Annotated in this window: 17 protein-coding genes and 1 tRNA gene; 16 read left to right on the top strand and 2 right to left on the bottom strand. The window is 72.8% G+C overall.

The window, feature by feature from the left end; genetic code table 11:
• Positions 1 to 79: 79 nt before the first annotated feature.
• From ACFVS6_RS00090 to ACFVS6_RS00050, 9 genes are all read left to right on the top strand, one after another.
• Entirely contained in the window at positions 80 to 2,488 is a 2,409-nt protein-coding gene (locus tag ACFVS6_RS00090; RefSeq protein ID WP_389699683.1) for a sodium-translocating pyrophosphatase, read from the top strand.
• A 191-nt stretch (positions 2,489 to 2,679) separates the two neighbouring features.
• Complete coding sequence (locus tag ACFVS6_RS00085) at positions 2,680 to 3,246, top strand: small secreted protein (protein WP_389699682.1); 567 nt, start codon at positions 2,680 to 2,682, stop codon at positions 3,244 to 3,246.
• 306 nt (positions 3,247 to 3,552) lie between these two features.
• Positions 3,553 to 5,070 carry a methyltransferase gene (locus ACFVS6_RS00080; protein ID WP_389699681.1) on the top strand — a complete coding sequence of 506 codons (1,518 nt, stop codon included), beginning with the start codon at positions 3,553 to 3,555 and terminating at the stop codon, positions 5,068 to 5,070.
• Positions 5,071 to 5,222: 152 nt separating this feature from the next.
• The gene (locus tag ACFVS6_RS00075; RefSeq protein ID WP_389699680.1) at positions 5,223 to 5,420 is read left to right on the top strand and encodes a hypothetical protein; all 198 of its coding nucleotides are present in this window, start codon (positions 5,223 to 5,225) and stop codon (positions 5,418 to 5,420) included.
• Positions 5,421 to 5,685: 265 nt separating this feature from the next.
• Positions 5,686 to 8,520, top strand: coding sequence for a type I DNA topoisomerase (topA, locus tag ACFVS6_RS00070; protein WP_389699679.1), 2,835 nt, complete (start codon positions 5,686 to 5,688; stop codon positions 8,518 to 8,520).
• Between the two features lie 194 nt (positions 8,521 to 8,714).
• Entirely contained in the window at positions 8,715 to 11,984 is a 3,270-nt protein-coding gene (gene tmk, locus ACFVS6_RS00065) for a dTMP kinase (protein ID WP_389699678.1), read from the top strand.
• Between the two features lie 307 nt (positions 11,985 to 12,291).
• Positions 12,292 to 13,503 (top strand): DNA polymerase III subunit delta', encoded by a 1,212-nt coding sequence (locus ACFVS6_RS00060; RefSeq protein ID WP_389699677.1) that lies wholly within the window; start codon positions 12,292 to 12,294, stop codon positions 13,501 to 13,503.
• A gap of 259 nt (positions 13,504 to 13,762) precedes the next feature.
• On the top strand, positions 13,763 to 15,295 hold the full coding sequence (locus ACFVS6_RS00055; RefSeq protein WP_389699676.1) for an alpha/beta hydrolase: 1,533 nt from the start codon (positions 13,763 to 13,765) through the stop codon (positions 15,293 to 15,295).
• A 114-nt stretch (positions 15,296 to 15,409) separates the two neighbouring features.
• Positions 15,410 to 15,483 (top strand) — tRNA-Thr (locus ACFVS6_RS00050).
• Between the two features lie 127 nt (positions 15,484 to 15,610).
• Here the strand turns inward: ACFVS6_RS00050 and ACFVS6_RS00045 are convergent.
• Positions 15,611 to 15,841, bottom strand: a complete 231-nt coding sequence (locus tag ACFVS6_RS00045; protein WP_389699675.1) for a hypothetical protein — start codon at positions 15,839 to 15,841, stop codon at positions 15,611 to 15,613.
• Between the two features lie 10 nt (positions 15,842 to 15,851).
• Positions 15,852 to 16,289, bottom strand: coding sequence for a hypothetical protein (locus ACFVS6_RS00040; RefSeq protein WP_389699674.1), 438 nt, complete (start codon positions 16,287 to 16,289; stop codon positions 15,852 to 15,854).
• 559 nt (positions 16,290 to 16,848) lie between these two features.
• On the opposite strand from ACFVS6_RS00040, the gene ACFVS6_RS00035 reads away from it, so the two are divergent.
• From ACFVS6_RS00035 to ACFVS6_RS00005, 7 genes are all read left to right on the top strand, one after another.
• A complete protein-coding gene (locus tag ACFVS6_RS00035) occupies positions 16,849 to 17,094 on the top strand; it encodes a phosphopantetheine-binding protein (RefSeq protein WP_281207318.1) in 246 nt (81 codons plus the stop codon).
• Positions 17,091 to 18,305, top strand: coding sequence for a beta-ketoacyl-[acyl-carrier-protein] synthase family protein (locus tag ACFVS6_RS00030; RefSeq protein WP_389699673.1), 1,215 nt, complete (start codon positions 17,091 to 17,093; stop codon positions 18,303 to 18,305). Before ACFVS6_RS00035 ends, ACFVS6_RS00030 begins: the two co-directional genes overlap by 4 nt.
• Positions 18,306 to 18,347: 42 nt before the next feature.
• The gene (locus tag ACFVS6_RS00025; RefSeq protein WP_389699672.1) at positions 18,348 to 20,096 is read left to right on the top strand and encodes an acyl-CoA dehydrogenase family protein; all 1,749 of its coding nucleotides are present in this window, start codon (positions 18,348 to 18,350) and stop codon (positions 20,094 to 20,096) included.
• Positions 20,080 to 21,066: a beta-ketoacyl-ACP synthase III gene (locus ACFVS6_RS00020; protein ID WP_389699671.1), complete on the top strand. Its 987-nt coding sequence runs from the start codon at positions 20,080 to 20,082 to the stop codon at positions 21,064 to 21,066. The genes ACFVS6_RS00025 and ACFVS6_RS00020 overlap by 17 nt, the downstream gene beginning before the upstream one ends.
• A 138-nt stretch (positions 21,067 to 21,204) precedes the next feature.
• A complete protein-coding gene (locus ACFVS6_RS00015; protein ID WP_389699670.1) occupies positions 21,205 to 22,197 on the top strand; it encodes a TauD/TfdA family dioxygenase in 993 nt (330 codons plus the stop codon).
• A gap of 61 nt (positions 22,198 to 22,258) precedes the next feature.
• Positions 22,259 to 24,145 (top strand): ABC transporter ATP-binding protein, encoded by a 1,887-nt coding sequence (locus ACFVS6_RS00010; RefSeq protein WP_389699669.1) that lies wholly within the window; start codon positions 22,259 to 22,261, stop codon positions 24,143 to 24,145.
• 163 nt (positions 24,146 to 24,308) lie between these two features.
• Positions 24,309 to 26,653 (top strand): cation-translocating P-type ATPase (locus tag ACFVS6_RS00005; protein ID WP_389699668.1); only part of this gene is annotated, 2,345 nt, incomplete at its 3' end.

The raw sequence follows: 26,653 nt of genomic DNA, 5'->3' as shown, positions 1-26,653 counted from the left end.
TTTCACGCACACTGTTTTGATCAGGTCGCGCTCCCTACAATCCGTCCACATCTTGAGCTCATCACGTCAAGGAGGACGAATGACGGGGCTCTTCACCCCTATCGCGCCGGATCGCGCACATGATCTGGCAGCCGCAGTACTCACCGATGACAATCGACTCATCGTCATCGTCATCGCCGTCGTCGCGTTGGCCGCGCTCGTCGTCGCGCAGATCCTGACCCGCCAGGTCCTCGCCGCGGACGAGGGCACCGACAGCATGAAGAAGATCGCCGCGGCCGTTCAGGAAGGCGCCAACGCCTATCTCGGACGCCAGTTGCGCACCCTCGCCGTCTTCGCCGTGGTCGTCTTCTTCCTGCTCTTCCTGCTTCCCGCCGACGACTGGTCGCAGCGTGGGGGCCGCTCCGGCTTCTTCCTCGTCGGCGCGCTCTTCTCGGCCGCCACCGGCTACATCGGCATGCGTCTCGCGGTGCGCGCCAACGTCCGCGTCGCGGCCGCCGCGCGGGAGGCCACTCCGGCCGAGGGCGAGCCCGCCAAGGACCTCACCGACGTGTCCCACAAGGCCATGAAGATCGCCTTCCGCACCGGTGGCGTGGTGGGCATGTTCACCGTCGGTCTCGGCCTGCTCGGCGCCTCCTGCGTCGTGCTGGTCTACGCGGCCGACGCGCCCAAGGTGCTGGAGGGGTTCGGCCTGGGCGCCGCGCTGATCGCCATGTTCATGCGTGTCGGAGGCGGCATCTTCACCAAGGCCGCCGACGTCGGCGCCGACCTGGTCGGCAAGGTCGAACAGGGCATTCCGGAGGACGATCCGCGCAATGCCGCGACCATCGCCGACAACGTGGGCGACAACGTCGGCGACTGCGCGGGGATGGCGGCCGACCTGTTCGAGTCGTACGCCGTCACCCTGGTGGCGGCGCTCATCCTGGGCAAGGCGGCCTTCGGCGACCTCGGGCTCGCCTTCCCGCTGATCGTGCCCGCCATCGGTGTCGTCACCGCCATGATCGGCATCTTCGCGGTCGCGCCGCGCCGGTCCGACCGCAGCGGCATGACCGCGATCAACCGCGGCTTCTTCATCTCCGCCGTGATCTCCCTGGTGCTCGTCGGGATCGCCGTCTACGCGTACCTGCCGTCCACGTACAAGGAGCTCGTCGGGGTCGAGGACGCCGCCATCGCGAACCACTCCGGTGACCCGCGGGTCCTGGCGATCGTCGCCGTCGCGATCGGCATCGTGCTGGCCGCCCTGATCCAGCAGCTGACCGGCTACTTCACCGAGACCAGCCGGCGTCCCGTCCGGGACATCGGAAAGTCCTCCCTGACCGGCGCCGCCACCGTCATCCTCGCCGGCATCTCCGTCGGCCTGGAATCCGCCGTGTACACGGCGCTGCTGATCGGCCTCGGCGTGTACGGGGCCTTCCTGCTCGGCGGGACGTCGATCATGCTGGCGCTCTTCGCGGTGGCGCTGGCCGGTACCGGGCTGCTGACCACCGTCGGCGTCATCGTCGCGATGGACACCTTCGGTCCGGTCTCGGACAACGCGCAGGGCATCGCGGAGATGTCCGGCGACGTCGAGGGAGCGGGCGCGCAGGTCCTCACCGACCTGGACGCCGTCGGCAACACCACCAAGGCCATCACCAAGGGCATCGCCATCGCCACCGCCGTCCTCGCGGCGGCCGCCCTGTTCGGCTCGTACAACGACGCGATCGCCGGCGCGGTGAAGGAGGTCGGGGCGAAGGCCGGGGAGTTGAACCTCAGCCTCGACATCGCCCAACCGAACAACCTCGTCGGCCTGATCCTGGGCGCGGCCGTCGTGTTCCTGTTCTCGGGTCTGGCCATCAACGCCGTGTCCCGTTCGGCCGGCGCCGTCGTCTACGAGGTGCGCCGTCAGTTCCGCGAGCACCCCGGGATCATGGACTACACGGAGAAGCCCGAGTACGGCCGCGTCGTGGACATCTGCACCAAGGACGCCCTGCGCGAGCTCGCCACGCCCGGGCTGCTCGCCGTGCTCACCCCGATCGCGGTGGGCTTCTCCCTGGGCGTCGGCGCGCTCGGTTCCTTTCTCGCGGGAGCCATCGGCACCGGCACGCTGATGGCCGTTTTCCTCGCCAACTCCGGTGGCGCGTGGGACAACGCGAAGAAGCTCGTCGAGGACGGCCACCACGGGGGCAAGGGCAGCGAGTCCCACGCCGCCGTCGTCATCGGTGACACGGTCGGCGACCCGTTCAAGGACACCGCCGGACCGGCCATCAACCCGCTGCTCAAGGTGATGAACCTGGTGGCGCTGCTGATCGCCCCCGCCGTGGTCCAGTTCAGCTACGGCGACGACACCAGCCCGACCGTACGGGCCGTCGTCGCGATCCTCGCCATCGGTGTGATCATCGGCGCGGTGTACGTCTCCAAGCGGCGGGGCATCGCCGTGGGCGACGAGGGCGAGGACGAGGACTCGCAGGCGGATCGGGTGGCCCAGTCGCCCGGGCCGGCGGTGGTTTCCTGACGTTCGGACCACCGGCTGCCGCTCCGGAGCCCTGGCCTCCGGAGTTTTGACCTCCGAGGGCGACCGGCTCGAAGATGCGCCCGAACGGCGGACGGGCGACGCGTAGCGACGCGTCGTCCGTCCGCCTTTGTGCGTCCCCGGAGGGCCGGCGTGTATCTTCCGGGCCGAGAGCCTTCGAAGGGACCAATCCGGTGAACAAGAAGTTTGCGGCCGCGGTGTCCGGCGGTGCGGTACTGATGCTCGTCCTGTCCGGCTGCGGCGGCGACGGGAAAGACGACAGCAAGCAGAAGGCCGACGCCTGGGCGAAGAAGGTCTGTGACAAGTGGGAGCCCGAGCTCACCAAGATCAAGACCACCAATGACGAGTTGAAGCGGGTGGCCACGCAGAGCAACAAGCCCGAAGAGGTCCAGCAGACCGACTCGGCGGCCTTCCAGTCGCTGTCCGACGCCTACAAGTCCATGGGCGGCGCGCTGACCGCGGCGGGCGAAGCGCCGGTCAAGGACGGCAAGGCGGCTCAGGACTCCGTGGTGAAGAGCTACGACCAGATCTCCAAGAGCTACATCGATCTGAAGACGAAGATCGACGCGCTCGACGCGAAGGACCAGAGCAAGTTCGCGGAAGGTCTCCAGCAGGTGGCGGGCGGCCTCACCGAGGTCGCGGCCAACGAGACGGCGAGCAAGCAGAAGCTGGAGTCCACCGGGCTCAAGGTGATCTACGGTCAGAAGGGCTGCCAGGTCACCACGCCCGCGACGGGCTGATCGCGACGCGGGCCGGTCGCGACGCGGGCCGACCGGTCGGCGCGGACCGGGTCGGCGCGGACCGGTCGCGGCGCGCGCCGATCGACGTACGGGGCCGGTGTCCGCTCCGATCGACGGAACCGGGCCGGTCCCCGCGCGGGACGGTCCGCCGTGCGGGACGGTCCGCCGCCCGCGTGGCTTCCCCGGGGCGGCGCTCCCCGCGCGTCGACCGCCGCTCCGGGCGGCCGAGTTCCTCCGTGGAGCCGACCGCCCTGCCGTGCGTCGGGGGTCGTTCGGTTTGCCGGCCCCAGCGGCCACAATGGACGCGTGAGTACCACCAGCCTTCCCTCTCCCGACAGCGCCGCCGAACTCCGCGCCGCCCTGCTCGCCGCCGGTTTCACCGCCGACGGGCTGCTCGACCTGCTCGGAGCCCCCGCCTACGCGGCGTTGGCCCGCAGCGAGACGGTTCCCGCCCTGCGGGCCACGCGCGGCGCCGGCGACGCCCCGCTCGCGAGCCTGGTCCGGCTCTTCCTCCTCCAGGAGTCCGTGCCGCACGTGCACGCCGCGGCCGCGCTGCCCGTCGAGGCCGCCCTCGCCGACGGCTGGTTGCGGCGCGAGGGGGACGAGGTGCACGCCACCGTCGACGTACGCCCGTACGGCGGACCGGAGGGCGAGGACTGGTTCATCGTCTCGGACCTCGGCTGCGCCGTCGGCGGAGCCGGCGGGATCGGCCGTCGGGAGGAGGGCGTGGTCCTCGGCGTGGGCGGCGCGTCCACCACCCTGGCCGGAATCACCGTGCGGATCCCCGTCGGCTCCGCCCTCGACCTCGGCACCGGATCCGGCATCCAGGCGCTGCACGCCGCCCAGCACGCGACCCGGGTCACCGCCACCGACGTCAACCCGCGCGCGCTGGAGTTCACCCGTTTGACGCTGGCTCTCTCCGGGGCGCCGGAGGCCGAACTGCTCGCCGGCTCCCTCTTCGAGCCGGTCGGGGACGCCACCTACGACCTCATCGTGTCGAACCCGCCGTTCGTGATCTCCCCCGGAGCCCGGCTGACCTACCGCGACGGCGGCATGAGCGGTGACGACCTGTGCCGGACGCTGGTCCAGGAGGCGGGCGCGCACCTGAACCCGGGCGGGTACGCGCAGTTCCTCGGCAACTGGCAGCACGTGGAGGGCGAGGACTGGCACGACCGGCTCCGCTCGTGGGTGCCGCGCGGCTGCGACGCCTGGATCGTGCAGCGCGACGTGCAGGACGTGACGCAGTACGCGGAGCTGTGGCTCCGCGACGCGGGCGATCACCGCACCGACCCGGCCGAGTACAACCGCCGTTACGAGGACTGGCTGGACGAGTTCGAGGCGAGCGGGACCAAGGCGGTCGGCTTCGGCTGGATCACCCTGCGCCGCACCGACGCGGCGGAGCCGTCGATCGTCGTCGAGGAGTGGCCGCACTCCGTGGAGCAGCCGCTAGGCGATGCCGTGCTCGCCCACTTCGCCCGGCAGGACTACCTGCGCGAACACGACGACGCGGCGCTGCTGGCCGGGTACTTCCGGTTGACTGCCGAGGTGGTGCAGGAACAGGTCGGCGCGCCGGGGGCGGAGGATCCGGAGCACGTCGTGCTGCGGCAGAACCGCGGCATGCGCCGGGCGACCAAGGTCGACACGGTCGGGGCGGGCTTCGCCGGAGTGTGTGACGGCTCACTCAGCGCCGGGCGGATCCTCGACGCGATCGCCCAGCTGATGGAGGAGGATCCGGTCGTCCTGCGGGACCGTACCCCGGAGGCCATCCGGCTGCTGGTGGAGCAGGGCTTCCTGGAGCCCCTGCCGGGAGGCGGCACGCCCTGAACCGCTTCCGGAGCCTCGCAGGGCCCTCGGGGGCACTTTCCGTACCCGTGATGTAACCCGGGGTTCGCCCGCCGTATCCCCACGGCCGGCAGGCTCCGGGGCAGCGGGATCCGGGGGGATCCCCGAGCGGCCCAGGGGTAAAGGGGAACGGCATGGAACGCGGTCCGGCGATCTTCGCGGCAGCCGTGTTCCTGCTGTTCGGAGCCGCTCTGCTGGTCTGGACGGGGGCGCGCGCCCTGCACCGCGCGCCGGTGGCCGAAGGCGTGCGCCCCGTCCTGGCCGTACCGCTGGCCCTGCTGGCCGGCGCGGGGTCGTTGGCCCTCGGGGTTTGGTGCCTCCAGCGCTTCTGAGGCGGGCCCGGCGATGATCTCCGTACGGGGTGAAACCCGACGTCGAGACGGGTGCGGAGGCGGGGCCAGACGGCCCTCAGGCCACTCCGGCCGGTGACCGGAAGGGGTCCGGCGCGGCATCCGGGCGGCAGAAATGGCACTTGTCGGGTTACCGTTCGAGTGGCCGTTGCGGGCTTGTGCCGTTTGACACGGGGGCGGGTTGTACCGTCACACTCCGCAGCGTCGCCGTACTGCGACCGAGTGCCGACCGGAGAGAAGAGCCAAGTTGTCCCCGACTAGCGAGACCGCAAAGGGCGGCCGCCGACTCGTCATCGTCGAGTCCCCTGCCAAGGCGAAGACGATCAAGGGCTACCTCGGCCCGGGATACGTCGTCGAGGCGAGCGTCGGGCACATCCGCGACCTCCCCAGCGGCGCGGCCGAGGTTCCCGACAAGTACACCGGCGAGGTGCGACGGCTCGGTGTGGACGTCGAACACGACTTCCAGCCGATCTACGTCGTCAACGCGGACAAGAAGGCACAGGTCCGCAAGCTCAAGGACCTGCTGGCCGAGTCCGACGAACTCTTCCTCGCCACCGATGAGGACCGCGAGGGCGAAGCCATCGCGTGGCACCTGCAAGAGGTCCTCAAGCCCAAGGTCCCCGTGCACCGCATGGTCTTCCACGAGATCACCAAGGACGCGATCCGCGACGCCGTCGCCAACCCGCGCGAGCTCAACCAGCGCATGGTCGATGCCCAGGAGACCCGCCGCATCCTCGACCGCCTCTACGGCTACGAGGTCTCGCCGGTCCTGTGGAAGAAGGTCATGCCGAAGCTGTCGGCGGGCCGCGTCCAGTCCGTCGCCACGCGCATGGTCGTCGAGAAGGAACGCGAGCGCATCGCCTTCCGCTCCGCCGAGTACTGGGACCTGACGGGCACCTTCGCCACCGGCCGCGCCGGTGACGCCTCCGACCCCTCCACGCTGGTCGCCCGGCTGAACACGGTCGACGGCAAGCGCGTCGCCCAGGGCCGCGACTTCGGCTCGACCGGCCGTCTCAAGAGCGAGGTCCTGCACCTCGACGAGGCGAACGCCAGGGCGCTCGCCGCCGCGCTGGAGCAGACGTCGTTCGCCGTCAGGTCGGTCGACTCCAAGCCCTACCGCCGCTCCCCGTACGCCCCCTTCCGCACGACGACGCTCCAGCAGGAGGCCTCGCGCAAGCTGGGCTTCGGTGCGAAGGCGACCATGCAGGTGGCCCAGAAGCTGTACGAGAACGGCTTCATCACCTACATGCGTACGGACTCCACGACGCTCTCCGACACCGCCGTGAACGCGGCCCGGGCGCAGGTCACCCAGCTGTACGGGGCCGACTACCTGCCCGAGAAGCCGCGCGTCTACGCCGGCAAGGTCAAGAACGCGCAGGAGGCGCACGAGGCGATCCGGCCTTCGGGTGATCGTTTCCGCACCCCGGCCGAGACCGGTCTGAGCGGCGACCAGTTCCGCCTGTACGAGCTCATCTGGAAGCGGACCGTCGCCTCCCAGATGAAGGACGCGACCGGCAACTCGGTGACCGTGAAGATCGGCGGCACCGCGTCGGACGGCCGGGACGCCGAGTTCAGCGCCTCCGGCAAGACGATCACCTTCCACGGCTTCATGAAGGCCTACGTCGAAGGCGCCGACGACCCGAACGCCGAGCTCGACGACCGTGAGAAGCGGCTGCCGCAGGTCGCCGAGGGCGACGCCCTGTCGGCCGAGGAGATCACCGCCGACGGCCACTCGACCAAGCCGCCGGCCCGGTACACCGAGGCCTCGCTGGTCAAGGAGCTCGAAGAGCGCGAGATCGGCCGACCTTCGACGTACGCGTCGATCATCGGCACCATCCTCGACCGCGGCTACGTCTTCAAGAAGGGCACGGCCCTCGTGCCGTCCTTCCTGTCGTTCGCCGTGGTGAACCTCCTGGAGACGCACTTCGGGCGGCTCGTCGACTACGACTTCACCGCGAAGATGGAGGACGACCTCGACCGCATCGCGCGGGGCGAGGCCCAGTCCGTGCCGTGGCTCAAGCGCTTCTACTTCGGTTCCGAGGACGCCTCCGAGGTCGTCCCCGCCAACGGCGACCACCTCGGCGGCCTGAAGGAGCTGGTCACGGACCTGGGCGCGATCGACGCCCGGGAGATCTCCTCCTTCCCCGTCGGCGACGACATCGTGCTGCGCGTCGGCCGCTACGGGCCGTACGTGGAGCGCGGCGAGAAGGACGCCGAGGGCCACCAGCGGGCCGACGTGCCCGACGACATGGCTCCGGACGAGCTGACCGTCGAGTACGCGGAGGAACTGTTCGCGAAGCCGAGCGGTGAATTCGAACTCGGCGCCGACCCGGTGAGCGGGAACCAGATCGTCGCGAAGGACGGCCGCTACGGGCCGTACGTCACCGAGATCCTCCCCGAGGGCACCCCGAAGACGGGCAAGAACGCGGTGAAGCCGCGGACGGCCTCCCTCTTCCAGTCGATGTCCCTGGACACCGTCACCCTCGACGAGGCGCTCAAGCTGATGTCGCTGCCGCGCGTCGTCGGAGTGGACGCGGAGGGCGTCGAGATCACCGCCCAGAACGGCCGCTACGGCCCGTACCTGAAGAAGGGCACGGACTCGCGGTCCCTGGAGACCGAGGACCAGCTCTTCGCGATCACCCTCGACGAGGCCCTCGCCATCTACGCCCAGCCCAAGCAGCGCGGGCGGGCGGCGGCCAAGCCCCCGCTCAAGGAACTGGGCACCGACCCGGTCAGCGAGAAGCCCGTCGTCGTCAAGGACGGCCGCTTCGGTCCGTACGTGACGGACGGCGAGACCAACGCGACGCTGCGCCGGGACGACGACGTCGAGACGATCACGCCCGAGCGGGGCTACGAGCTGCTCGCGGAGAAGCGGGCCAAGGGCCCGGCGAAGAAGACCGCGAAGAAGGCTCCCGCGAAGAAGGCGACGGCCAAGAAGGCCCCGGCGAAGAAGGCGACGGCCACCAAGACCGCCGCGAAGAAGACGACGGCGGCCAAGAAGACGACCACCGCCACGAAGGCGGCCGCGGCGAAGAAGACGACGGCCAAGAAGACGGCGGCCGTTCCGGCGTCGGAGGCGTAGCGGTCGGCGGGGCCGACCCGTCCGCCCGTACCGTCCGTCCGACCCTTCCGTCCGTACCTTCCGAGGGCCCCGCGCGATCCGCGCGGGGCCCTCGGGCGTCCCGCACCCGGCCGCGGGACGAGTGGGTGCGGGGTCACACCGAGCCCTGTCCACAGCCCAACGCAACCGCCAGGGACAGCGGATAGGCTGGGCGGATGACGCGAGCCGAGCAGCCAACGGTCGTGACCGACTCCGAGACCCCCACCTACGACGAAGCCCTGGCCGCGGACTCCCGCGAGCGAGCGGTGCGCGCTCTGCTGCGCACCCCCAGACTGCGCCGACTGTGGAGCGCGCAGCTGGTGAGCGGCATCGGCGATGCCCTCGCCCTGCTCGTCCTGGTGCTGCTGACGCTCCAGGCCGCCGTCGAGGCGGCCCCGGCAGGCCTCTTCGGCGACGGCTACCGGGGTGCGGCCTTCGCCGTCGCCGCGGTCTTCGGCGTGCGGATCCTCGCCACCGTGCTGTTCGGGGCGGTACTGCTCGGCCCGCTGGCCAAGCTCACCGCCCCCGGGGGCAAGCTGGACCGGCGCTGGACGATGGTCGGAGCCGACGGCCTGCGCATCGGCCTGTTCGTCGTCGCCCCGCTCTGGCTCGACTGGATCCCCGGGCACGCCACGACCGCGCTGCTCGCCACCGTCTTCGTCTCCGGCGCCGCCGAGCGGGTGTGGACGCTGGCCAAGGAGAGCGCGGCGCCGGCGCTGCTGCCGGAGCCGCCGCCCGAGGGGGCGACCGTGCGCCCGCTCCCGGACCACCTCGACGCCCTGCGGCGCCTGACGCTGCGTACGGCCTTCGCGGCGATGCCCGTCGCGGCCGGCGCGCTCCTCGCCGCCACCCTCGTCGGGCGGGCCCTGGGCCTGGGCGTGGACTGGTTCGCCGCGAACCAGGCGGCGCTCGGCTCGTACGTGGCGGCCGGCCTGTTCGCCGCGTCCGTCTCGCTGCTGCTGCCGCTGGTGCTGCCCGCGACGAAGACCCCGCGGCCGCGTTCCCCGCTGGAGGGCCTGCGGGCCCCCAAGGCGGGCGACCAGCGCGAGAAGGGGCGTACGGGAAACCTCCGACTGTTCGTCCTGACCTGCGCGGCCGTCGCCGGCGCGGTCGCCTGCGCCGCCTCCGTCGCCGTACTTCAGGCCTTCGACCTGGGCGGCGGCCCCGCCGCGTACGCCCTGCTGGTCCTCGCCCTCGTCGGCGGCACCGCCCTCGGCATCCGCGCGACCCAGGCCGGCAAGGTGCTGCCCACCCTGTCGCGGCGCCGCCTGCTGGCCCTGGCCACGGCGGTGACCGGCCTCGCGCTGCTGCTGACCGGGCTCGTCCCGGACACCGCCACCGTGCTGTTCCTGGCCCTGCTCGCCGGCACCGCCGCGGGCGTCGCCGCCAACACCGGGCACACCCTGCTGGACCAGGAGACCGAGGAGTTCCGCCGGGCCCGCGTCACCGAGCACCTCCAGGCCGCGGTCCGGGTCGCGGTGGCGTTGGGCGCGGTCGCGGCCCCGCTGCTCGCCGCCGCGATCGGCCCGCACCGGCTGGTCGGCGGCGACGACGTCTTCTCGCACGGCGGCGCCGCCTTCACCCTGATGCTCGTCGGCGCGCTGCTGCTGCCCGTCGCCGTGGTGGTCCTCGCCAAGGCGGACGACCGCGGCGGAGTACCGCTGCGCCGCGACCTGCGCGAGGCGCTGCGCGGCGGGGACCCGGTCCAGGCCCCGTCCGCGACGGGGTTCTTCATCGCCCTCGAAGGCGGTGACGGGGCCGGCAAGTCCACCCAGGCGGAGGCCCTCGCCGACTGGATACGGGGCAAGGGCCACGAGGTCGTCGTGACCCGCGAGCCGGGAGCCACGCCGGTCGGCAAGCGGCTCCGCTCGATCCTGCTCGACGTGTCCTCGGCCGGGCTGTCCAACCGCGCCGAGGCGCTGATGTACGCCGCCGACCGCGCCGAGCACGTCGACACGGTCGTCCGGCCCGCGCTGGAGCGCGGCGCCGTGGTCATCTCCGACCGCTACATCGACTCCTCCGTGGCCTACCAGGGCGCCGGCCGCGACCTCGCCCCGACCGAGATCGCGCGGATCTCCCGCTGGGCCACCGGCGGACTCGTCCCGAACCTGACCGTGCTGCTCGACGTGTCCCCGGAGACCGCCCGGGAGCGCTTCACCGAGGCGCCCGACCGGCTGGAATCCGAGCCGGCGGCCTTCCACCAGCGGGTGCGCGCCGGATTCCTGACGCTCGCCGCCGCCGACCCCGGTCGCTACCTCGTCGTCGACGCGGGCCAGGACCCGGGCTCGGTGACCACCGTCGTACGGCACCGCCTGGACCGGATGCTGCCGCTGTCCGAAGCCGAGGTGGCGGCGCAGATCGAGGCCCGCCGGCTCGCCGAGGAGGAGGCCCGCCGCAAGGCCGAGGCGGAGGCCGCCCGCAAGGCGGAGGAGGCCCGGCTGAAGGCCGAGGAAGAGGCCCGGCTGGCCCGCGAGGCCGAGGAGGCCCGGATCAGGGCCGAGGCGGAGGCCGCCCGCAAGGCGGAGGAGGAGCGGCTGCGCGCCGAGGAGGAGGCCCGGGCCCGGGCCGAGGCCGAACGGCTGCGCGCCGAGGCCGAGGCGAAGGCCCGCGCCGCCGAGCAGGAGCGGATCCGGCTTCAGGAGGCGGAGGAGGTCCGGCTGCGTGCCGAGGCCGACGCGCGGAGGGCGGAGAAGCAGCGACGCGCCGAGGAGGCCCTGCTGAGGGCGGAGGAGGCGCGCCGGGAGGCGGAGGCCTCGGCGGCCGCAGCCGCGGCGGCGTCAGCGGCGTCCGCGTCGGCGTCCGCTGCGTCGGCTTCGGCGCCGGTCGCGCCCGCCCAGGAGCCCGCCCAGGCGCCCGCCCCCAAGGTCGGCATGCGCAAGGATCCACTGCCGGACGACGCGGTCACCGTCGAGACCCCGGTGGTCAGGCGGTTCGTCCAGCCGGACGACGTGACCCAGACCGTTCCGGTGCCGAAGGTCGATCCGGCGCGAGGTGCGGCGGGTGCGGCGGGTGCGGCGGGTGCCACGGACGAGACGGCGGTGCTGCCCGCCGTACGCCCCGACGGGGCCGGTGGCCCGGGCGACGCGGGTGCCTCGGGTGCTTCCGGCACCTCCGGTGCCGCGGGCCGGCGGGCGACGCCGTCCGCGCCGTCCGCGCCGCCCACCGGCTCCGGTGGCCGGAGCGGTTCCGCCTCGCGGCCGACGGCCCGCCGGTCGGAGGAGAATCCGACGGACCGGGTTCCGCCCGGCATCTTCCGTGACGCCGGGAACGACGCGACCCGCGAGCTCCCCGTCGTCGGGGACGACGGGAGGCCGCGCCGCGAGCCCTCCGACTGGGCCGAGGAAACCCCGATGGACGACCTGCCGACCCTGGCGGACGAACTGCTGGGGTCGCACCGGGACGACGACGGCGAGGACGAGGGCCGCCGCCCGCGCCGCCGGCGCTGACCGGAGCGGCCGGAATTGTCGGTGGCGCGCGCCACAATGGGAACGGCACGCGCGCGGCCACCGGCGGCCGACAGTGGCCGCGGGCTGCCGTCCGCGGGCACGGGTGGCCTGTCCGGTCATCGGGCGGCCGTCCGACGGGACCGAAGGGCCGACGGGTTCGTGCGGTCCGGCGGTTCGTACGGTCGGCGGGTTCGTACGGTCCGCGGATTCGGCTTGGGGACCGGTGCGGCCGACGGAGTCGCACGGCCCCGTATCGACGTATCGACGTATTGATGTATCGACGGAGCGGAAGGGTGGTGGGCGCGGAATGCCCGTATGGGACGACCTCGTGGGACAGGACCGCGTGCAGGCGCAGCTGGCAGCCGCCGCCCGGGACGCCGACACCCTGGTCACCGCCATCTCGGACGGCACCCCCGTACCCGCCGCGTCCAAAATGACCCATGCCTGGCTGTTCACCGGCCCGCCCGGGTCCGGACGGGCCACGGCGGCCCGGGCCTTCGCGGCCGCGCTCCAGTGCGTCAGCCCCGACCGCGCCCTCGGCGGTGAACCCGGCTGCGGGTTCTGCGACGGCTGCCACACCACCCTGATCGGTACGCACGCCGACGTGGAGATCGTCCGTACCGATCTGCTGTCCATCGGCGTCAAGGAGACCCGCAGCCTCGTCCGACGGGCCCAGCTCTCCCCGGCCGTCGGCCGCTGGCAGGTCATCGTCCTCGAAGACGCCGACCGGCTCACCGAGGGCGCCGGGAACGTGCTTCTCAAGGCCGTCGAGGAGCCCGCTCCGCGGACGGTGTGGCTGCTGTGCGCACCCTCCCTGGAGGACGTGCTGCCCACCATCCGGTCCCGCTGCCGGCACCTGACCCTGCGCACCCCCTCCGTGGAGGCGGTCGCGGATCTCCTGGTGCGGCGCGACGGGGTCGAGCCCGCGGCCGCCTCGGCGGCGGCCCGCGCCACCCAGGGGCACATCGGGCGGGCCCGCCGGCTCGCTACCGACGAGGCCGCCCGGAGCCGGCGTACCGCGGTCCTGCGGCTCCCGCTGCGCGTGGACGACGTGGGCGGCTGCCTGAAGGCCGCGCAGGAACTCGTCGACGCGGCGGCGGAGGACGCCAAACAGGTCGCGGAGGAGGTCGACGGCAAGGAGACCGAGGAGCTGAGGGCGGCGCTCGGCGCCGGCGCCGGAGCGGGCAGCCGAATGCCGCGGGGCACCGCGGGCGTGATGAAGGAGCTGGAGGACCGCCAGAAGCGCCGCCGTACCCGTACCCAGCGCGACAGCCTCGACCTGGCGCTGACCGACATCACCGGCTTCTACCGCGACGTGCTGGCCCTCCAGCTCGGCTCCGGCCTCGCCATCGCGAACGAGGAGATACGGCCGGACCTCGACCGGATCGCCCGCGCCTCGGGCCCCGAGCGCACCCTGCGGCGCATCGAGGCGATCATCGCCTGCCGGACCGCCCTCGACCGGAACGTGGCTCCGCTGCTCGCGGTCGAGGCCATGACGATGGCGCTGCGCGCGGGCTGACGCGGGTCGGTGGGTCGGCGGGTCGGCGTCGTCGCGGCCCGGCGGTCGACCCCGAGGGGGCCGACGCGGGCGGGCCGGCGACGGTCGGCGGTCGCGTTCGTCGCGCGGACGCCTCGGCGGTTCACCCGTACGAGCGGTCCGCGACGCCCCGCGCGGGACGGAACGTTCCGGGCGGGCGCAGGGCCGACCCCGGTCGGCCGTCCGCTGCCCGGATCGGCGTCACCCGACGGCGGGCGGGCCCGAGCCGTAGGCTCCTGGCATGGACACCAGTCGCCTGCTGCGTACCACCGGGACCGTGATCGCAGCCGCCGGGCTGCTGCTCTCCGGGTGCACTTCCGGTGGTTCGGGGGTGGCGGCCTCCGGGGGGCCGTCCGCGGTACCCGCCGGGCTGCGTCCGTACTACGAGCAGAAGCTGAGCTGGCGCGAGTGCGGTGTCCCCGGCTTCCAGTGCTCCACGATGAAGGCGCCGCTGGACTACGGGAACCCCGGCGCCGGGCAGGACATCGACCTCGCGGTCGCCCGACGCACCGCCACCGGTCCGGGCAAGAAGCTGGGTTCCCTCCTGGTCAACCCGGGCGGTCCGGGAGGTTCCGGCATCGGCTACCTCCAGGCGTACGCGGGCATCGGCTACCCGGCGGCCGTGCGCGCCCAGTACGACATGGTCTCCTTCGACCCGCGCGGGGTGGACCGCAGCAGCCCCGTCGAGTGCCTGTCAGGGCCGCAGATGGACAAGTTCACCCAGGTGGACCAGACACCGGACGACAAGGCGGAGCGGGCCCGGCTGGTGGCCGCGTTCAAGGAGTTCGCGGCGGGCTGCCGGACCCGCTCGCAGCGGATCCTGCCGCACGTCTCCACCGTCGACGCCGCCCGGGACATGGACATGCTCCGGGGGGTGCTGGGCGACGAGAAGCTCAACTACGTCGGGGCCTCGTACGGCACCTTCCTCGGCGCGACGTACGCGGACCTGTTCCCGGACCGCGTCGGCCGGCTGGTGCTGGACGGCGCGATGGATCCCTCCCGTCCCGCGCTCGATCTGAATCGGGACCAGACGGCGGGCTTCGAGACCGCCTTCCGGTCCTTCGCCAAGGACTGCGCCAAGCAGCCCGACTGTCCCCTGGGCCAGGGGGACCCGGACTCGGTGGCGCTGCGCCTGAAGGAGTTCTTCCGCAAGCTCGACGCCCAGCCCGTCCCGTCCGGCGACGACTCCCGCCCGCTGGGCGAGTCGCTCGCTACGACGGGCGTGATCGCGGCCCTGTACGACGAGAGCGGTTGGCCGCAGCTGCGCGAAGCCCTCACCAACGCCATGGACGGCGACGGCGCCGGTCTGCTGGCGCTCGCCGACAGCTACTACGAGCGCGGGGCGGACGGCAAGTACGCGAACCTGATGTTCGCGAACGCCGCCGTGAACTGCCTCGACCAGCCGGCCGCCTTCACCGGTCCGGACGCCGTCGACGCCGCGCTGCCGTCCTTCGAGAAGGCCTCGCCGGTGTTCGGCGCGGGGCTGGCGTGGGCCTCGCTGAACTGCGGGTACTGGCCGGTGAAGGCGACGGGCCAGGCGAAGGAACTGCCGGCGAAGGGCGCGGCGCCGATCGTGGTGGTCGGCACGACGCGGGACCCCGCGACCCCGTACAAGTGGGCTCAGGCCCTGGCCGGGCAGCTGGACTCGGGGACCCTCCTGACGTACGACGGCGACGGCCACACGGCGTACGGACGCGGCAGCGAGTGCATCGACACCGCCATCAACCGGTACCTCCTCCAGGGCGTCCCCCCGAAGGACGGCAAGCGCTGCTGACCCCGCCGGCCCCGCCCCGCCGACCCGGTTCGGGGCACCCGGTTTAACCCTGTAGACTTGGCGCCGCTGCTGATGAGAGGCTCCCACCAGGGAAATTCTTGTCTTCCCAGCGGTGCCGCCTTAGCTCAGTTGGCCAGAGCAACGCACTCGTAATGCGTAGGTCTCGGGTTCGAATCCCGAAGGCGGCTCGGATCAGCCCCAGGACTCACTCGCCGTGACCTGGGGCTTTTTCATGCCCTCCGCCGGTGTGGTGGCGGGTCGGGTGAGGTGGACCCGAGGGCTCGGGTGGGCCGACGTCCGGGTGGGTCGGGGTCCTTACCTGAGGGTCGTGTCCCTTCTCGCGGTGCGGGCTTGCCAGGCCCAGCGGGTCAGGGCGCCCACCGCTACGGACGTGATGATGGCGCCCCAGTCGATGACGTGGGGGAGCCCGGGGAAGAAGGCGAAGAAGGCGAACGACGCGGCGGTGCCGGTGGCGAAGGCGATGACGCCGGCGCGGCGTCGTTTGGCTTCCGGGGTGGTGCCTTCGGGGGTGGGCTGGGTGCTCATGTGCGGCGTCTCACTTCGTGATGTGGTGGCACTGGCCGGCCCGGCGAACGTTGTTGACGTTGATGTACGCACACGTTCTTCCGTAGCGGGGGAGCGTCTGCGGAGCGTTGTCCCGCATCGGGTTGATCTTGCACTCGGTGTGCGTTTTGCCGCGGGAGGTGCGGTAGGTCTTGTTGTTGGTGTCCACGTACGTGAAGTCGATGCGCCAGTTGCAGAAGCCGGAGTTGAGGGCGCCCACGAAGCCGCAGTCCACGCCGGCGTTCTGATGGGTGATGTTCTTGCCGTCGCCGCTCACGATGTGGGTGAACATGCAGCCCGTCGGAACCTTCATGGTGACTCCTCCGATCTGGTGGTCGAAGGTCGCCACGGGGGTTGAGCCGATGGCTCCGGCGTGCGCCGGAGAGCCGGGTAGGACGACGAGCGCGGCTGTTGTGACGAAAGCGGCCATGATGCGCGATGTGAAGTGGTTGCCCATTGTCGTCCGCTTGTGGCGAAGTGTCCCTGCATACGGGAACTCCTTTTGTCTGTGCGGGGGTTCTGCCGCCAATGGCGGTCCACTACTAAGAGTGACCGGGGTGGGTGTGGGCTGACGGGATGCCGTCGACATCCGCGATGCGCGGATCCCGTGCGGGGGCGCGTGAGCGGGCGGGTGTGCGCGCCGGGGGCCGTGTGGTCCGTTGCCGGGGGTCCGGGTGGGCCGGGGTGAGGTTTTGGGTCCGGTGGGGGTACAGGGGTTGTCGTGCGGGGGACCAGGGCGGGTGTTGTGGGGGTGGGGGTGGGGGGTGAGCTGCGGGGACGGGGTCGGGAGGGGCGTGCGGAGGTGGGGGTCGGGGGTGGGGCTCCAGGGGCGGGATAACCGGGGGATACGGGGCGCATATCCGGCGGCAGCACAGTGGACTCGATCTCGTTCCTTCCCCTGTTGTCGCCCTTGCCGGGCTTGAGCGCGTCTCAAGTCGTCGGTGGCGGCGGCCGATCCGAGAGTTTCTCCCTAACAGAGGTGACAAGCCGTGAGCATTGACCCCAAGACGATCGTGCACGGGATCCTGGCCGAGGACCTGGAGGTGGATCCCGCGGAGATCGCCGACGACGTCCTGCTGCGCACCCTTGAGCTGGACTCGTTGGCCATCGCCGAACTGATCGTGCGCATCAAGGAGGAGACGGGCGCGGATCTCGGTGGTGACGAGACCCGCCTGGTGGACTGCACGGTCGGGGACGTCGTCGCCCTGGCCCACTCCGTGCTGGAAGCGGCGTGACGGGAGGCGCAGCCGCCATCACCGGGACCGGCCTGGTGACTCCCGCGGGCACGGACGTCGACGCGACCTGGGCCGCGCTGAGCGCGGCCCGGTCGCCCGGGTCCGGTGATCCGGGGCCGCTGGAGGGGACGGGGGTGTGGCACAGCCTGCGGGTGCCCCCGCTCGGGGAGCAGCTCACGGGCCGGGGGACCGCGCGTACCGATCCGTTCATACGGTTCGCGCTGGTGGCGGTGGATCAGGCGCTCGGTGAGGCGGGGCTCGATCCGGGAGTGTGGGACGGCAGTCGGGTCGGGGTCGTGGTGGGGTGCGGGTTGGGCGGGGTGACCACCCTGGAGGAGGGTCACCAGCGGCTCTCGCGGAACGGGCCCGAGATGGTCTCGCCGTACATGCACCCGCGGTCGCTGATCAACATGGCGGCCGGCACCCTCGCGATGCGGTTGGGGATCACCGGCCCCAGCCACACGGTGGTCGCGGCCTGCGCTTCGGGTGCGGCCGCGATCGGGCTGGCGAAGACGCTCCTGGACGCAGGGACCTGCGACACGGTCATCGCCTGTGGCACGGACGCCGGGGTGACCCCGCTCGTGGTGTCGGGTTTCGCCCGGATGGGAGCGCTGTCGCGGCACAAGGGGCCCGACGCCTCGCGGCCGTTCGCCGCCGACCGCGACGGGTTCGTCATCTCCGAGGGGGCGGGGGCCGTCGTCCTGGAACGTCCGGCGACCGCCCTGGCGCGGCACGCCAGGGTCCTCGGCAGGTTGCTCGGCTACGGCAGCACCTCCGACGCGTACCACCCGGTCTCCCCGCATCCCGAGGGGGTGGGTGCCGAAGCCGCCGTCCGGCAGGCGTTGGACCAGGCCGGTCTGGTGCCGAAGGACGTCGGGACGTTCAACGCGCACGGCACGTCCACACCGCAGAACGACCGGTCGGAGGCCCAGCTCATCGCGAGGGTGTTCCCGCACGGTCCGTCGGTGACGGCGAACAAGGGGCTGCTCGGGCACACGCTCGGCGCCTCCGGCGCCATCGAGGCCGTCCTGACGTTGCGCAGCCTGCGTACGGGGACGGTGCCGCCGATCGCGCACACGGTCCGGGCCGATCCGGACCTGCCCGACATCGACCTCGTCCTGGGGGGCGTGCGCCGGCACGGCGCGTCCGTCGCCGTGAGCACGTCCTTCGGTTTCGGCGGCAGCAACTCGGCGCTGGTGCTGGATGTCTGACCCGTCCGTACGCCCGCGCGCCACGTCCCAGGGGAAGGAATCATGAAGCAACGCGAAAAGGAACTGGCCCACGTCCTCTCGGGGCCCGAGTTTGCCACGGCCCGGCCCGTCGACCAGAGCGTCCTCGACTACAGCCTGCTGACGCTGCGCCGGGCGAGGATCCTCAACCGGGCCGGTTTCAGCTCGAACGCGCAGTGGCTGGGCCGCGGGGACAGCGACCGCTTCCCCGATTTCCTGCGCACCATGGGGTGGATCGGCGCGTACGACCTGTCCCTGCTCAACGTGCTCGTCTCCCACCAGATCGCCGGGGACGCGCTGCTCAGCCACGCGGGACCGATCCAGGTGCGCAGTTACGGCCCGGAGATCGACGACATGGGCAAGGTGTACTGCTTCGCCGCCTCCGAACTGCACGCCGGGTCCGACCTGAAGCGGGTGTCGACGACCGCGACGTACAGCGCGCAGGACCGGCAGTTGGTCCTCAGCACCCCGGAGCCGGCCGCGGGCAAGGTCTGGATCGGCAACAGCCTGCACTCGGGGGACGTCGCCATGGTGTTGGCCCGGCTCGTCGTCGCGGGTCGGGACGAGGGCCACCACTGGCTGCGGGTGCCCCTGCGGGCCGGCGGGAAGGTGTTGGCGGGCATCAGCATCGGGCGGGCCGAACCGAAGGGCGGGGTGACGGCCAACCAGACCGGCCTCCTGACCTTCACGGACCACCGGCTGCCGCTGTCGGCCCTGATGAACCGGTGGGCGTCGATCGACGCCGACGGCACCTACCGGTCGCCGTTGCCCCGGCACCGGCGCTTCGAGGAGTGCCTGGCGACGTTCACCCACGAGCGGCTGTTCCCGTCGGTGGGCGCCGCGCACGCGCAGCGCCTCGCCTGCGCGGTCACCACCCGGTTCGCGTCCGTGAAGCGGGCCTTCGGGTCACCGCTGCTCGGACACGCCCACTACCGGACGCGGTTGACGACCGCGGTGGGTCGGGCGTTGGCGTCCCGGTACGCGCTGGAGGCGCTGGCGGACATCGCGGTCGACCGGTCCGCGGACGGGCCGCCGGCGGGCGATCAGGTGCTGCACGCGCTGATCTCCTGCGGCAAGTCCGGTTCGACCGGCGACGCCCGGCACACGCTCGCCGAGACGCGCGAGCTGTGCGGGGGGCTCGGGTACCACGACGCGAACCAGATCGCTCCGCTGCTGCACGACTACGAGGTGGCCGTGACCTTCGGCGGGGACAACACCGTCCTCGGCTACCAGGCCACCCGCTACGCACTGCGGCAGCGCGCGGAGTTCGACGCGGCGCTCGACGCGGCCGTGCGTCCGGCCGACGGCCTGGACGCCGTACGACGGCTGCGCGCGATCTGCGACGCCCTGCTGGACCGGGTCGACGCGCAGGGTCCGGGCGAGGCCACCACGGGCTGGGCTCGGGCCGTGCACCAACTGTTGGCGCTGGGCCGGTGGGCCGCGACGGCCACCACCGTTCTGGAGCGGCGGCTGTTGGGGCAGTACGCGGCGGGCTGCGTGCTGGAGCACGCGCTGACCGCTCTGGCGGCCGGGATCCTGGACCGGGACGACCTGCTGCGCCTGGAGGCCGAGCGGCAGGAGGCGGCCCGTGCGCCCTTCGAGGCGGGCGAGTTGCTGGAGGTGCTCGCGGTCCCCGACGAGCTGATCACCGCTCCCATCGCCCGCCCCGACTTCGCGGAACGCCACGTTGCCGCGGCGCACGGCGGTCGGACGCCCGCCGTCGCGGGTGTGCCGGAGTACCGAGAGGAGTTCGTCCATGACCGGTCCGCGTGACGGTGGCGGCGTGGTCATCACGGGCATCGGCAGCTGTCTGCCGGAGGCCGTGGTCACCAACGAGGAGGTGTCGCGGAACCTGGACACCGACCACGCGTGGATCCACAGCCGGACCGGCATCGCCTCGCGGCACCGGGTGGCGTCCGGGATCGAGACGGGCGACCTCGCCGTCACCGCCGGTGCGGCGGCGCTGAAGTCGGCCGGGCGGGACGGCTGCGACCTGGTGCTCCTGGCGACGACGACGCCGGACCGCCGCTGCCCCGCCACCGCACCGCGGGTGGCGGCCGAACTGGGGCTGCGGGTGCCCGCGTTCGACCTCGCCGCCGTCTGCTCGGGCTTCGTCTACGGGCTCTCCGTGGCCACGTCGATGATCGGCGCGGGGAGTTGCGACAGCGTCCTGCTGATCGGCGCGGACGTCTACTCCTCGATCGTCGACCCCGACGACCGGGTGACGGCCCCCCTCTTCGGTGACGGGGCCGGCGCGGTCCTGCTGGAGCGGGGCCGGCCGGACGGGCCGGGCGCGGTGCTCCGTACGGAGCTGGGCAGCGACGGCAGCGGGGACGGGCTGATCACGATCCCCAAGGGCGGGGCCTATCTGACCATGGACGGCCCGGAGGTCTACAAACGGGCGGTGACGACCATGGCGGAATCCGCCCGGTCCGTCGCCGGCCGGGTCGGGTGGGACCTCGCGGATATCGATGCGTTTATCGGGCACCAGGCGAACATTCGCATCCTGAAGGCCGTCGCGAAACGCCTGGGGCTGCCGCCGGAACGCGTGATCTCGAATATCGAGAACGTCGGGAACACGGCTGCGGCCTCCATTCCGCTGGCGTTGGCGGATGCCGCTGCGGCCGGCCGGATCAAGGAGGGCGACAAGCTGCTCCTGACGGCCTTCGGTGGTGGTTTGACCTGGGGTTCCTCGGCCGTCGTCTGGACGGGCGCCGAACCCGTCCACGACGTGCGGGGCTGATGTCGGCAACCCCGTTCGAAACGGGTGTCGGCGACGCGGGCGATCGGTCGGCGGCCATGCTGCCTCGATACGTACCCGATAACGAATTTCCATAGCGTTTCCGGAGAACGGTACACCCCTGTGGTTGGAGGCTTGAATATGGCGGTGGCAGCCGGATATTTGGCAAATCCCTACGATGTGACGCTCGACCTGAAGGACGCGGAAATGGTCGAGGAGGTCGCCTGGAAACTCGTCACCCACGCGTCGGGCCGGCCCGACGACCCGGATTGGGTGGCGGCCGCCAGGAACTCCTGGCACGAACTGCCGGTCGCGCTGCGCCGGACGCTGGCCGACTTCCGACGCGACTCGGGCCCCGACGGCGGACTGGTGCTGCGCGGGCTCCCGGTCGGCGCCCTGGACCTGCCGGTGACCCCGGACGTGAAGGGGTCCGTCCAGCGGGAGCCGTCGATCGGGGCGGCGGTCCTGCTGATGGTGGCCTGCGGGCTGGGCGACCCGGGGGCGTTCCGGCCGGAGAAGGGCGGGGCCCTCGTCCAGGACGTCGTACCCGTCCCCGGCATGGAGGAGTTCCAGGGCAACGCCGGCTCGACGCTGCTGACGTTCCACAACGAGAACGTCTTCCACGAGCACCGGCCCGACTTCGTGATGCTGCTGTGCCTGCGCGCCGACCCCGAGGGCCGGGCGGGCCTGCGCACGGCGAGCATCCGCCAGGTGCTGCCGCTGCTGTCCGCCCCGACCGTCGAGGCCCTGTGGGCCGCGGAGTTCGTCACCGAGCCGCCCCCGTCCTTCGGGATGGACGACTTCCGGGCTGAGCCGGCGCCGGTGCTCAGCGGCGACCCGCTGGACCCCGACATCCGCGTCGACCTGTCCGCGACGACCGCGGTCACCGCACGGGCCGCCGACGCCCTGCGCGTCCTGCAGGAGCAGTTCGACCGCCACGCGGCGACCCACCGGCTGCGCCCCGGCGAGCTGGCCATCGTCGACAACCGGGTCACCGTGCACGGCCGTACCGAATTCACACCGAGATACGACGGCACCGACCGCTGGCTGCAGCGCACCTTCGTGATGACCGACCTGCGTCGGTCACGAGGGCTGCGACCGGCCGACGGATACGTGCTGGGAGACCTTCCGTAGCCGTAGCCCCCGCCGGGGCGGGCCCACCGACCGCCGGCAGCGAGCGATGAGTTGGAGTGCGATGACGAGCATGCAGACCCGGGTGAGGCCGTCCGCTCCGGACACCTCGACGCAGCCGCCCCGGAAGGTTCCGCCCCAGGCGCCGGCACCCGTGAAAGAGGTGGGGCTACGGTCCCTGCTGCCCTACCTCCAGGGGCGCTGGCGCACCCTGGCGGCCGTCGCCGTGCTGTCCCTGGCGACGACCCTGCTCACCCTCAGCCAGCCGGTCATGACCCGTGAGGTGCTGGCCAACATAGAGGCGGAACGACCGGTCGGATCGCTGGTCGCGCTGCTGGTCGCGGCGCTGCTGGTGGTGGCCGTGCTCAGCGGCTTCCGCGACTACCTGCTCCAACGCGCCGCCGAGGGACTGGTCCTCACCGCCCGCCGCCGGCTGGTGGCCCGCCTGCTGCGGATGCCGATCATCGAGTACGACCGGCGCCGTACGGGCGACCTGCTGTCCCGGGTCGGCTCCGACACCACCCTGCTGCGGGCGGTCGTCACCTCCGGCCTGTTCGACACCGTCACCAACGTCCTGATGGTCGTGGGCTCCGCGGGCATGATGTTCGTCATCGACCCGACGCTGTTCGCGGCAACGGCCCTCGGCATCGGCCTGGGCGTCGCCGGGGTCCTCGGACTCGCCCGCCGGGTCCGCGGGGCCTCCCGCGACGCACAGGACCGCATCGGCGAGATGACCGCCGCCGTGGAACGGGCGATCTCGGCGGTGCGCACCATCCGCGCCAGCGGCGCCGAGGAGCGCGAGGCGCGGGCCGTGGACGGCTATGCCAAGGACGCCTTCGACGCGGGCATGCGCATCGCCAAACTCCAGGCGATGATCAACCCGATCACCTCCACGACGATCCAACTGGCTTTCCTGGTCGTTCTGGGCCTGGGCGGCGCCCGGGTGGCCAGTGGCGCGATCCAGGTCGGCGACCTGGTCGCCTTCGTCCTCTTCCTCTTCATGCTTTGGTTCCCGCTCGGCCGTGCCCTGAACGGCTACGCCCGGCTCCAGACCGGACTCGGCGCGCTCCAGCGCATCGAGGAGGTGCTGGTGCTCCCGCAGGAGAGCGACGTCGCGGGCCCCGAGGACCTCGCCGCGGTCCGCCTCGCCGAACCGCCGACCGCGGGCGCGCCCCTGTCCGTCCGGGAGCGCACCGCCCCGGCCGCGCCGGCCGCCGCCGCGCCCGCGATCGAGTTCGACCGGGTCTCCTTCGGCTACGGCAACGGCGAGACCGTGCTCCGCGACGTGTCGCTGACCGTCGCCCGCGGCACCCGCACCGCCCTGGTCGGCCCCTCGGGGGCGGGCAAGTCCACCCTGCTCTCCCTGGTGGAACGGTTCTACGACGTCACCTCGGGTGCGGTGCGCGTCGGCGGCACCGACGTACGCGAACTGCCGCGCACGCGGCTGCGTCACTCGCTCGGCTACGTCGAGCAGTCGGCGCCCGTCCTCGCGGGAACGGTGCGGGACAACCTGTCGCTGGCGGCCCCTGGGGCGACGGACGAGGACATGCGCCGGGTGCTGCGCTCGGTCAACCTGGAACAGGTGATCATGCGGGCCCCCCTCGGCCTGGACACCGAGGTCGGCGAGGGCGGCGTGCTGCTCTCCGGCGGTGAACGCCAGCGGCTGGCCCTGGCGCGGACCTTCCTGGCCGCGCCGCCGATCATGCTGCTCGACGAGGCGACCAGCAACCTCGACGCCCGCAACGAGGCGCTCATGCGGAACGCGATCAACGAGGTCATCGCCGACCGGAGCCTGCTCGTGGTGGCGCACCGGCTGTCCACCGTCGTGGACAGCGACCAGATCGTGGTCCTCGAACACGGCGAGGTCGTCGCCACCGGAAGCCACGACGAACTCACCGACAGCAGCCCCCTCTACCGGGAGCTCGCGAGCCATCAGCTGCTGATCAAGTAGCCGGTCGAGCCGGCGCCCGCGGCGAAGGGCGGTCCCCCGCGCACCTGACGGAAGTCGGGGGCGGGCGACTGTCCTTCGGCAGTGGTGCGGGGCCCGTTTCGTACCGTACGTTCAGCCGGGGCCGGCCGGTTGAAGGTCATCGGGAACGTGGAGCAAGGGACTCATGAGCGGACGACGCGGGGGCGCTGCCGAGCAACCGCCCCGCCCGGCCGGGCCGGTGCCCGTCCCCGCCTTCCCGGCGGCCCGGGGCACCGGCCTCTCCGCGGCGCAGGTGGCCCTCAGGGTCGACGAGGAGCGCGGCCCGACGACTTCCTTACCGGCCCCGCGCGTTCTGCGCGCCGTGGTGCGCGCCCATCTGCGCACCCGGGCCGGCGCGCTCTCCGGCCTGCTGTGCCTGGCCGTCGTGGTCACCGGACCCGTCCAGGACGCGGTGTTCGTCGCCGTCACGCTCGCCGCCACCGCCCTCGGCGTGCTCCAGGGGGTTCGGGCCCGGCGGATCACGGAGCGGCTGGCGGCCGTCGCGGAGAACCGCCCGTCGACCTGGCGCGACGGGGAGCTGGTGCCGGTCGGAGTCCGGGACCTCGTCGTCGACGACGTCGTCGAACTGGGGCCCGGGGAACGGATCCTGGTGGGCGGGTCGATCGTCGGTGCAGAGGATCTGGAGATCGACGAGCACCCCGTGCCGGGCGAGGCGGATCCGGTCCTGAAGCAGCGGGGCGACCCGGTCCGGGCGGGCGCCCTCGTCATGGCCGGCAGCGGGGCGTACGCCGTGACCGCCGCGGGCGTCCGCGCCGCCCGGTCGGGCGCCGCCGACCGCCCGGACCCGGTCGGCCCGGACCCGGAGGGGTCCTTGCCCGACCGGAGCCTGACCAGGCAGCTCGCGCTCGCCGGGTACCTGGTCGTACCGGCGGCGCTCGTCGGGGTCATCGGCCAGTGGGTGGTGGGCCGGAGCGACCCGGGGGACGCCGTCCGGCAGATGGTCAGCGCGCTGTTGCCGATGCTTCCGGGAGGACTGGTGCTGTTCACCACGATGGCCCACTCCGCGGCCGTCGTCCGACTGGGGCGCCGCCGCTGCCTGGTGCGCAGGGCGTCCGGGATCGAGGACATCGGCCGGGTGGACACCGTCGTCATCGGCGCCGACACCCCTCCCGTGCGGGCCGAGCGGGAGGTCGTTGCCCTGCACGTGTTGGACGAGGAGGCGCCCGTCGCCGCCGTGCTGGGCCTCCTGAGCCGTACGGAGAACCGCCCCGATCCGATGCTGCGGGCCGTCGCCGACCGCTTCCCCGCGCCCGGGCCCGGGGCCGGGGTCACCCTCGGGGCCCGAACCTGCGGACCGTTCCCCCATCCCGGGTGGAGCGGCGTGGGCCTCACCGGCGACGACGGCCCCCGGAGTTGGTTGCTCGGCGCCCCCGACCCGCTGCTGCCCGGCTGGCACTCGCTGCGCGTCGTCGCCGACTCCTGCGCCGCCAAGGGCCTGGACGTCCTGGTCCTGGCCCGGTCCGGGGCGGGCCTCGCCGCCCTCCTCACCGACCCGGCCGCGGTGTCGGGCTGCGCGGAACCCGTCGCGCTGGTGGTGCTCGGGCCGCGGGCCGACCCGGGGACCTCCGAGGCCGCGGGCCGCCTGGAGGGGCAGGGCGTCGACGTACGGACCCTGCCCGAGGGGGCCGGCCCGGGGCACGGTCCGGACCTCGTCGCCGAACTGCGCGAGCGCGGCCGGCGCGTCGCCGTGGTCGGGCACGGCGTCCTGGACCTCCCGGCGCTGCGGCAGGGCGACACCGCCGTCTCCTCGGGTTCGGGGACGGCCGCGGCCCGGGGCGCGGCGCAGCTCGTGCTGCTCGGACCGGCCCTCCAGGGGTTGCCCTCCGTCGTCGCCGAGGGCAGGCGGCTCATCGGCGGCGTCGAACGGATCGCCGTCCTCTTCCTGACCAAGGCGGTGTACGGGGCGCTGCTGACCCTCGCCGTCGTCGCCGGTGGGGTCCCGTACCCGTTCCTGCCGCGGCAGCACGCCCTGGTCGCCGCCCTCGTGGTGGTCCTCCCGGCGCTGTTCCTGGTGTTCGTCCGGGGCCGGGGGACGGACCGGTTGGCCACGCCCTTCGCCGGCCGGGGCCTGCGCTTCGCCGTTCCGGCGGGCGCCCTGACCGCGGCCGCGACCTGCGGCGCGTACGTGGGGGCGGGCCGGGTCCACGGCGGTGACGCGGGCGCCGCGTCCGCCGCCGGGCTGCTCGGCCTCTTCCTCGTCGGTCTGTGGGTCCTGGCCCTGCTCGTGCGGCCCTTCGGGGCGCGCGGGTTGCTGCTGGCCGGCGGCGCCGGTCTGGTGTTCCTGGCCGTGCTGCTGGTGCCGCCGCTGCGGGAGTTCTTCCTGATCGCCCCGGCCGGCGCCGCCGCGACCTGGACCGCCGTGGGTTTCGCGGTGGCCGCCGGACTCGGCCTGGAGACCGTGTGGGCCGTCCTGCGGCGCCGCCCCCCAGGCTCCGCCGGAGGACGCGGACGCGCAGGGGCCTCCCGGCC

Origin of the sequence: Streptomyces sp. NPDC057939 (assembly GCF_042887545.1) — a bacterium.
Classification (GTDB): Bacteria; Actinomycetota; Actinomycetes; order Streptomycetales; family Streptomycetaceae; genus Streptomyces.
The sequence above is the reverse complement of the archived record's forward strand: the minus strand, read 5'-3'. Positions and strand labels throughout refer to the sequence as shown.

What these genes read in the sequence shown, in the direction of transcription:
- ACFVS6_RS00090 (WP_389699683.1), top strand. Translation starts at nt 80, where the DNA reads ATGACGGGGCTCTTCACCCCTATCGCGCCGGATCGCGCACATGATCTG.
- ACFVS6_RS00075 (WP_389699680.1), top strand. Translation starts at nt 5,223, where the DNA reads ATGGAACGCGGTCCGGCGATCTTCGCGGCAGCCGTGTTCCTGCTGTTC.
- tmk (WP_389699678.1), top strand. Translation starts at nt 8,715, where the DNA reads ATGACGCGAGCCGAGCAGCCAACGGTCGTGACCGACTCCGAGACCCCC.
- ACFVS6_RS00060 (WP_389699677.1), top strand. Translation starts at nt 12,292, where the DNA reads ATGCCCGTATGGGACGACCTCGTGGGACAGGACCGCGTGCAGGCGCAG.
- ACFVS6_RS00055 (WP_389699676.1), top strand. Translation starts at nt 13,763, where the DNA reads ATGGACACCAGTCGCCTGCTGCGTACCACCGGGACCGTGATCGCAGCC.
- ACFVS6_RS00045 (WP_389699675.1), bottom strand. Translation starts at nt 15,841, where the DNA reads ATGAGCACCCAGCCCACCCCCGAAGGCACCACCCCGGAAGCCAAACGA.
- ACFVS6_RS00040 (WP_389699674.1), bottom strand. Translation starts at nt 16,289, where the DNA reads ATGGCCGCTTTCGTCACAACAGCCGCGCTCGTCGTCCTACCCGGCTCT.
- ACFVS6_RS00025 (WP_389699672.1), top strand. Translation starts at nt 18,348, where the DNA reads ATGAAGCAACGCGAAAAGGAACTGGCCCACGTCCTCTCGGGGCCCGAG.
- ACFVS6_RS00020 (WP_389699671.1), top strand. Translation starts at nt 20,080, where the DNA reads ATGACCGGTCCGCGTGACGGTGGCGGCGTGGTCATCACGGGCATCGGC.
- ACFVS6_RS00015 (WP_389699670.1), top strand. Translation starts at nt 21,205, where the DNA reads ATGGCGGTGGCAGCCGGATATTTGGCAAATCCCTACGATGTGACGCTC.
- ACFVS6_RS00010 (WP_389699669.1), top strand. Translation starts at nt 22,259, where the DNA reads ATGACGAGCATGCAGACCCGGGTGAGGCCGTCCGCTCCGGACACCTCG.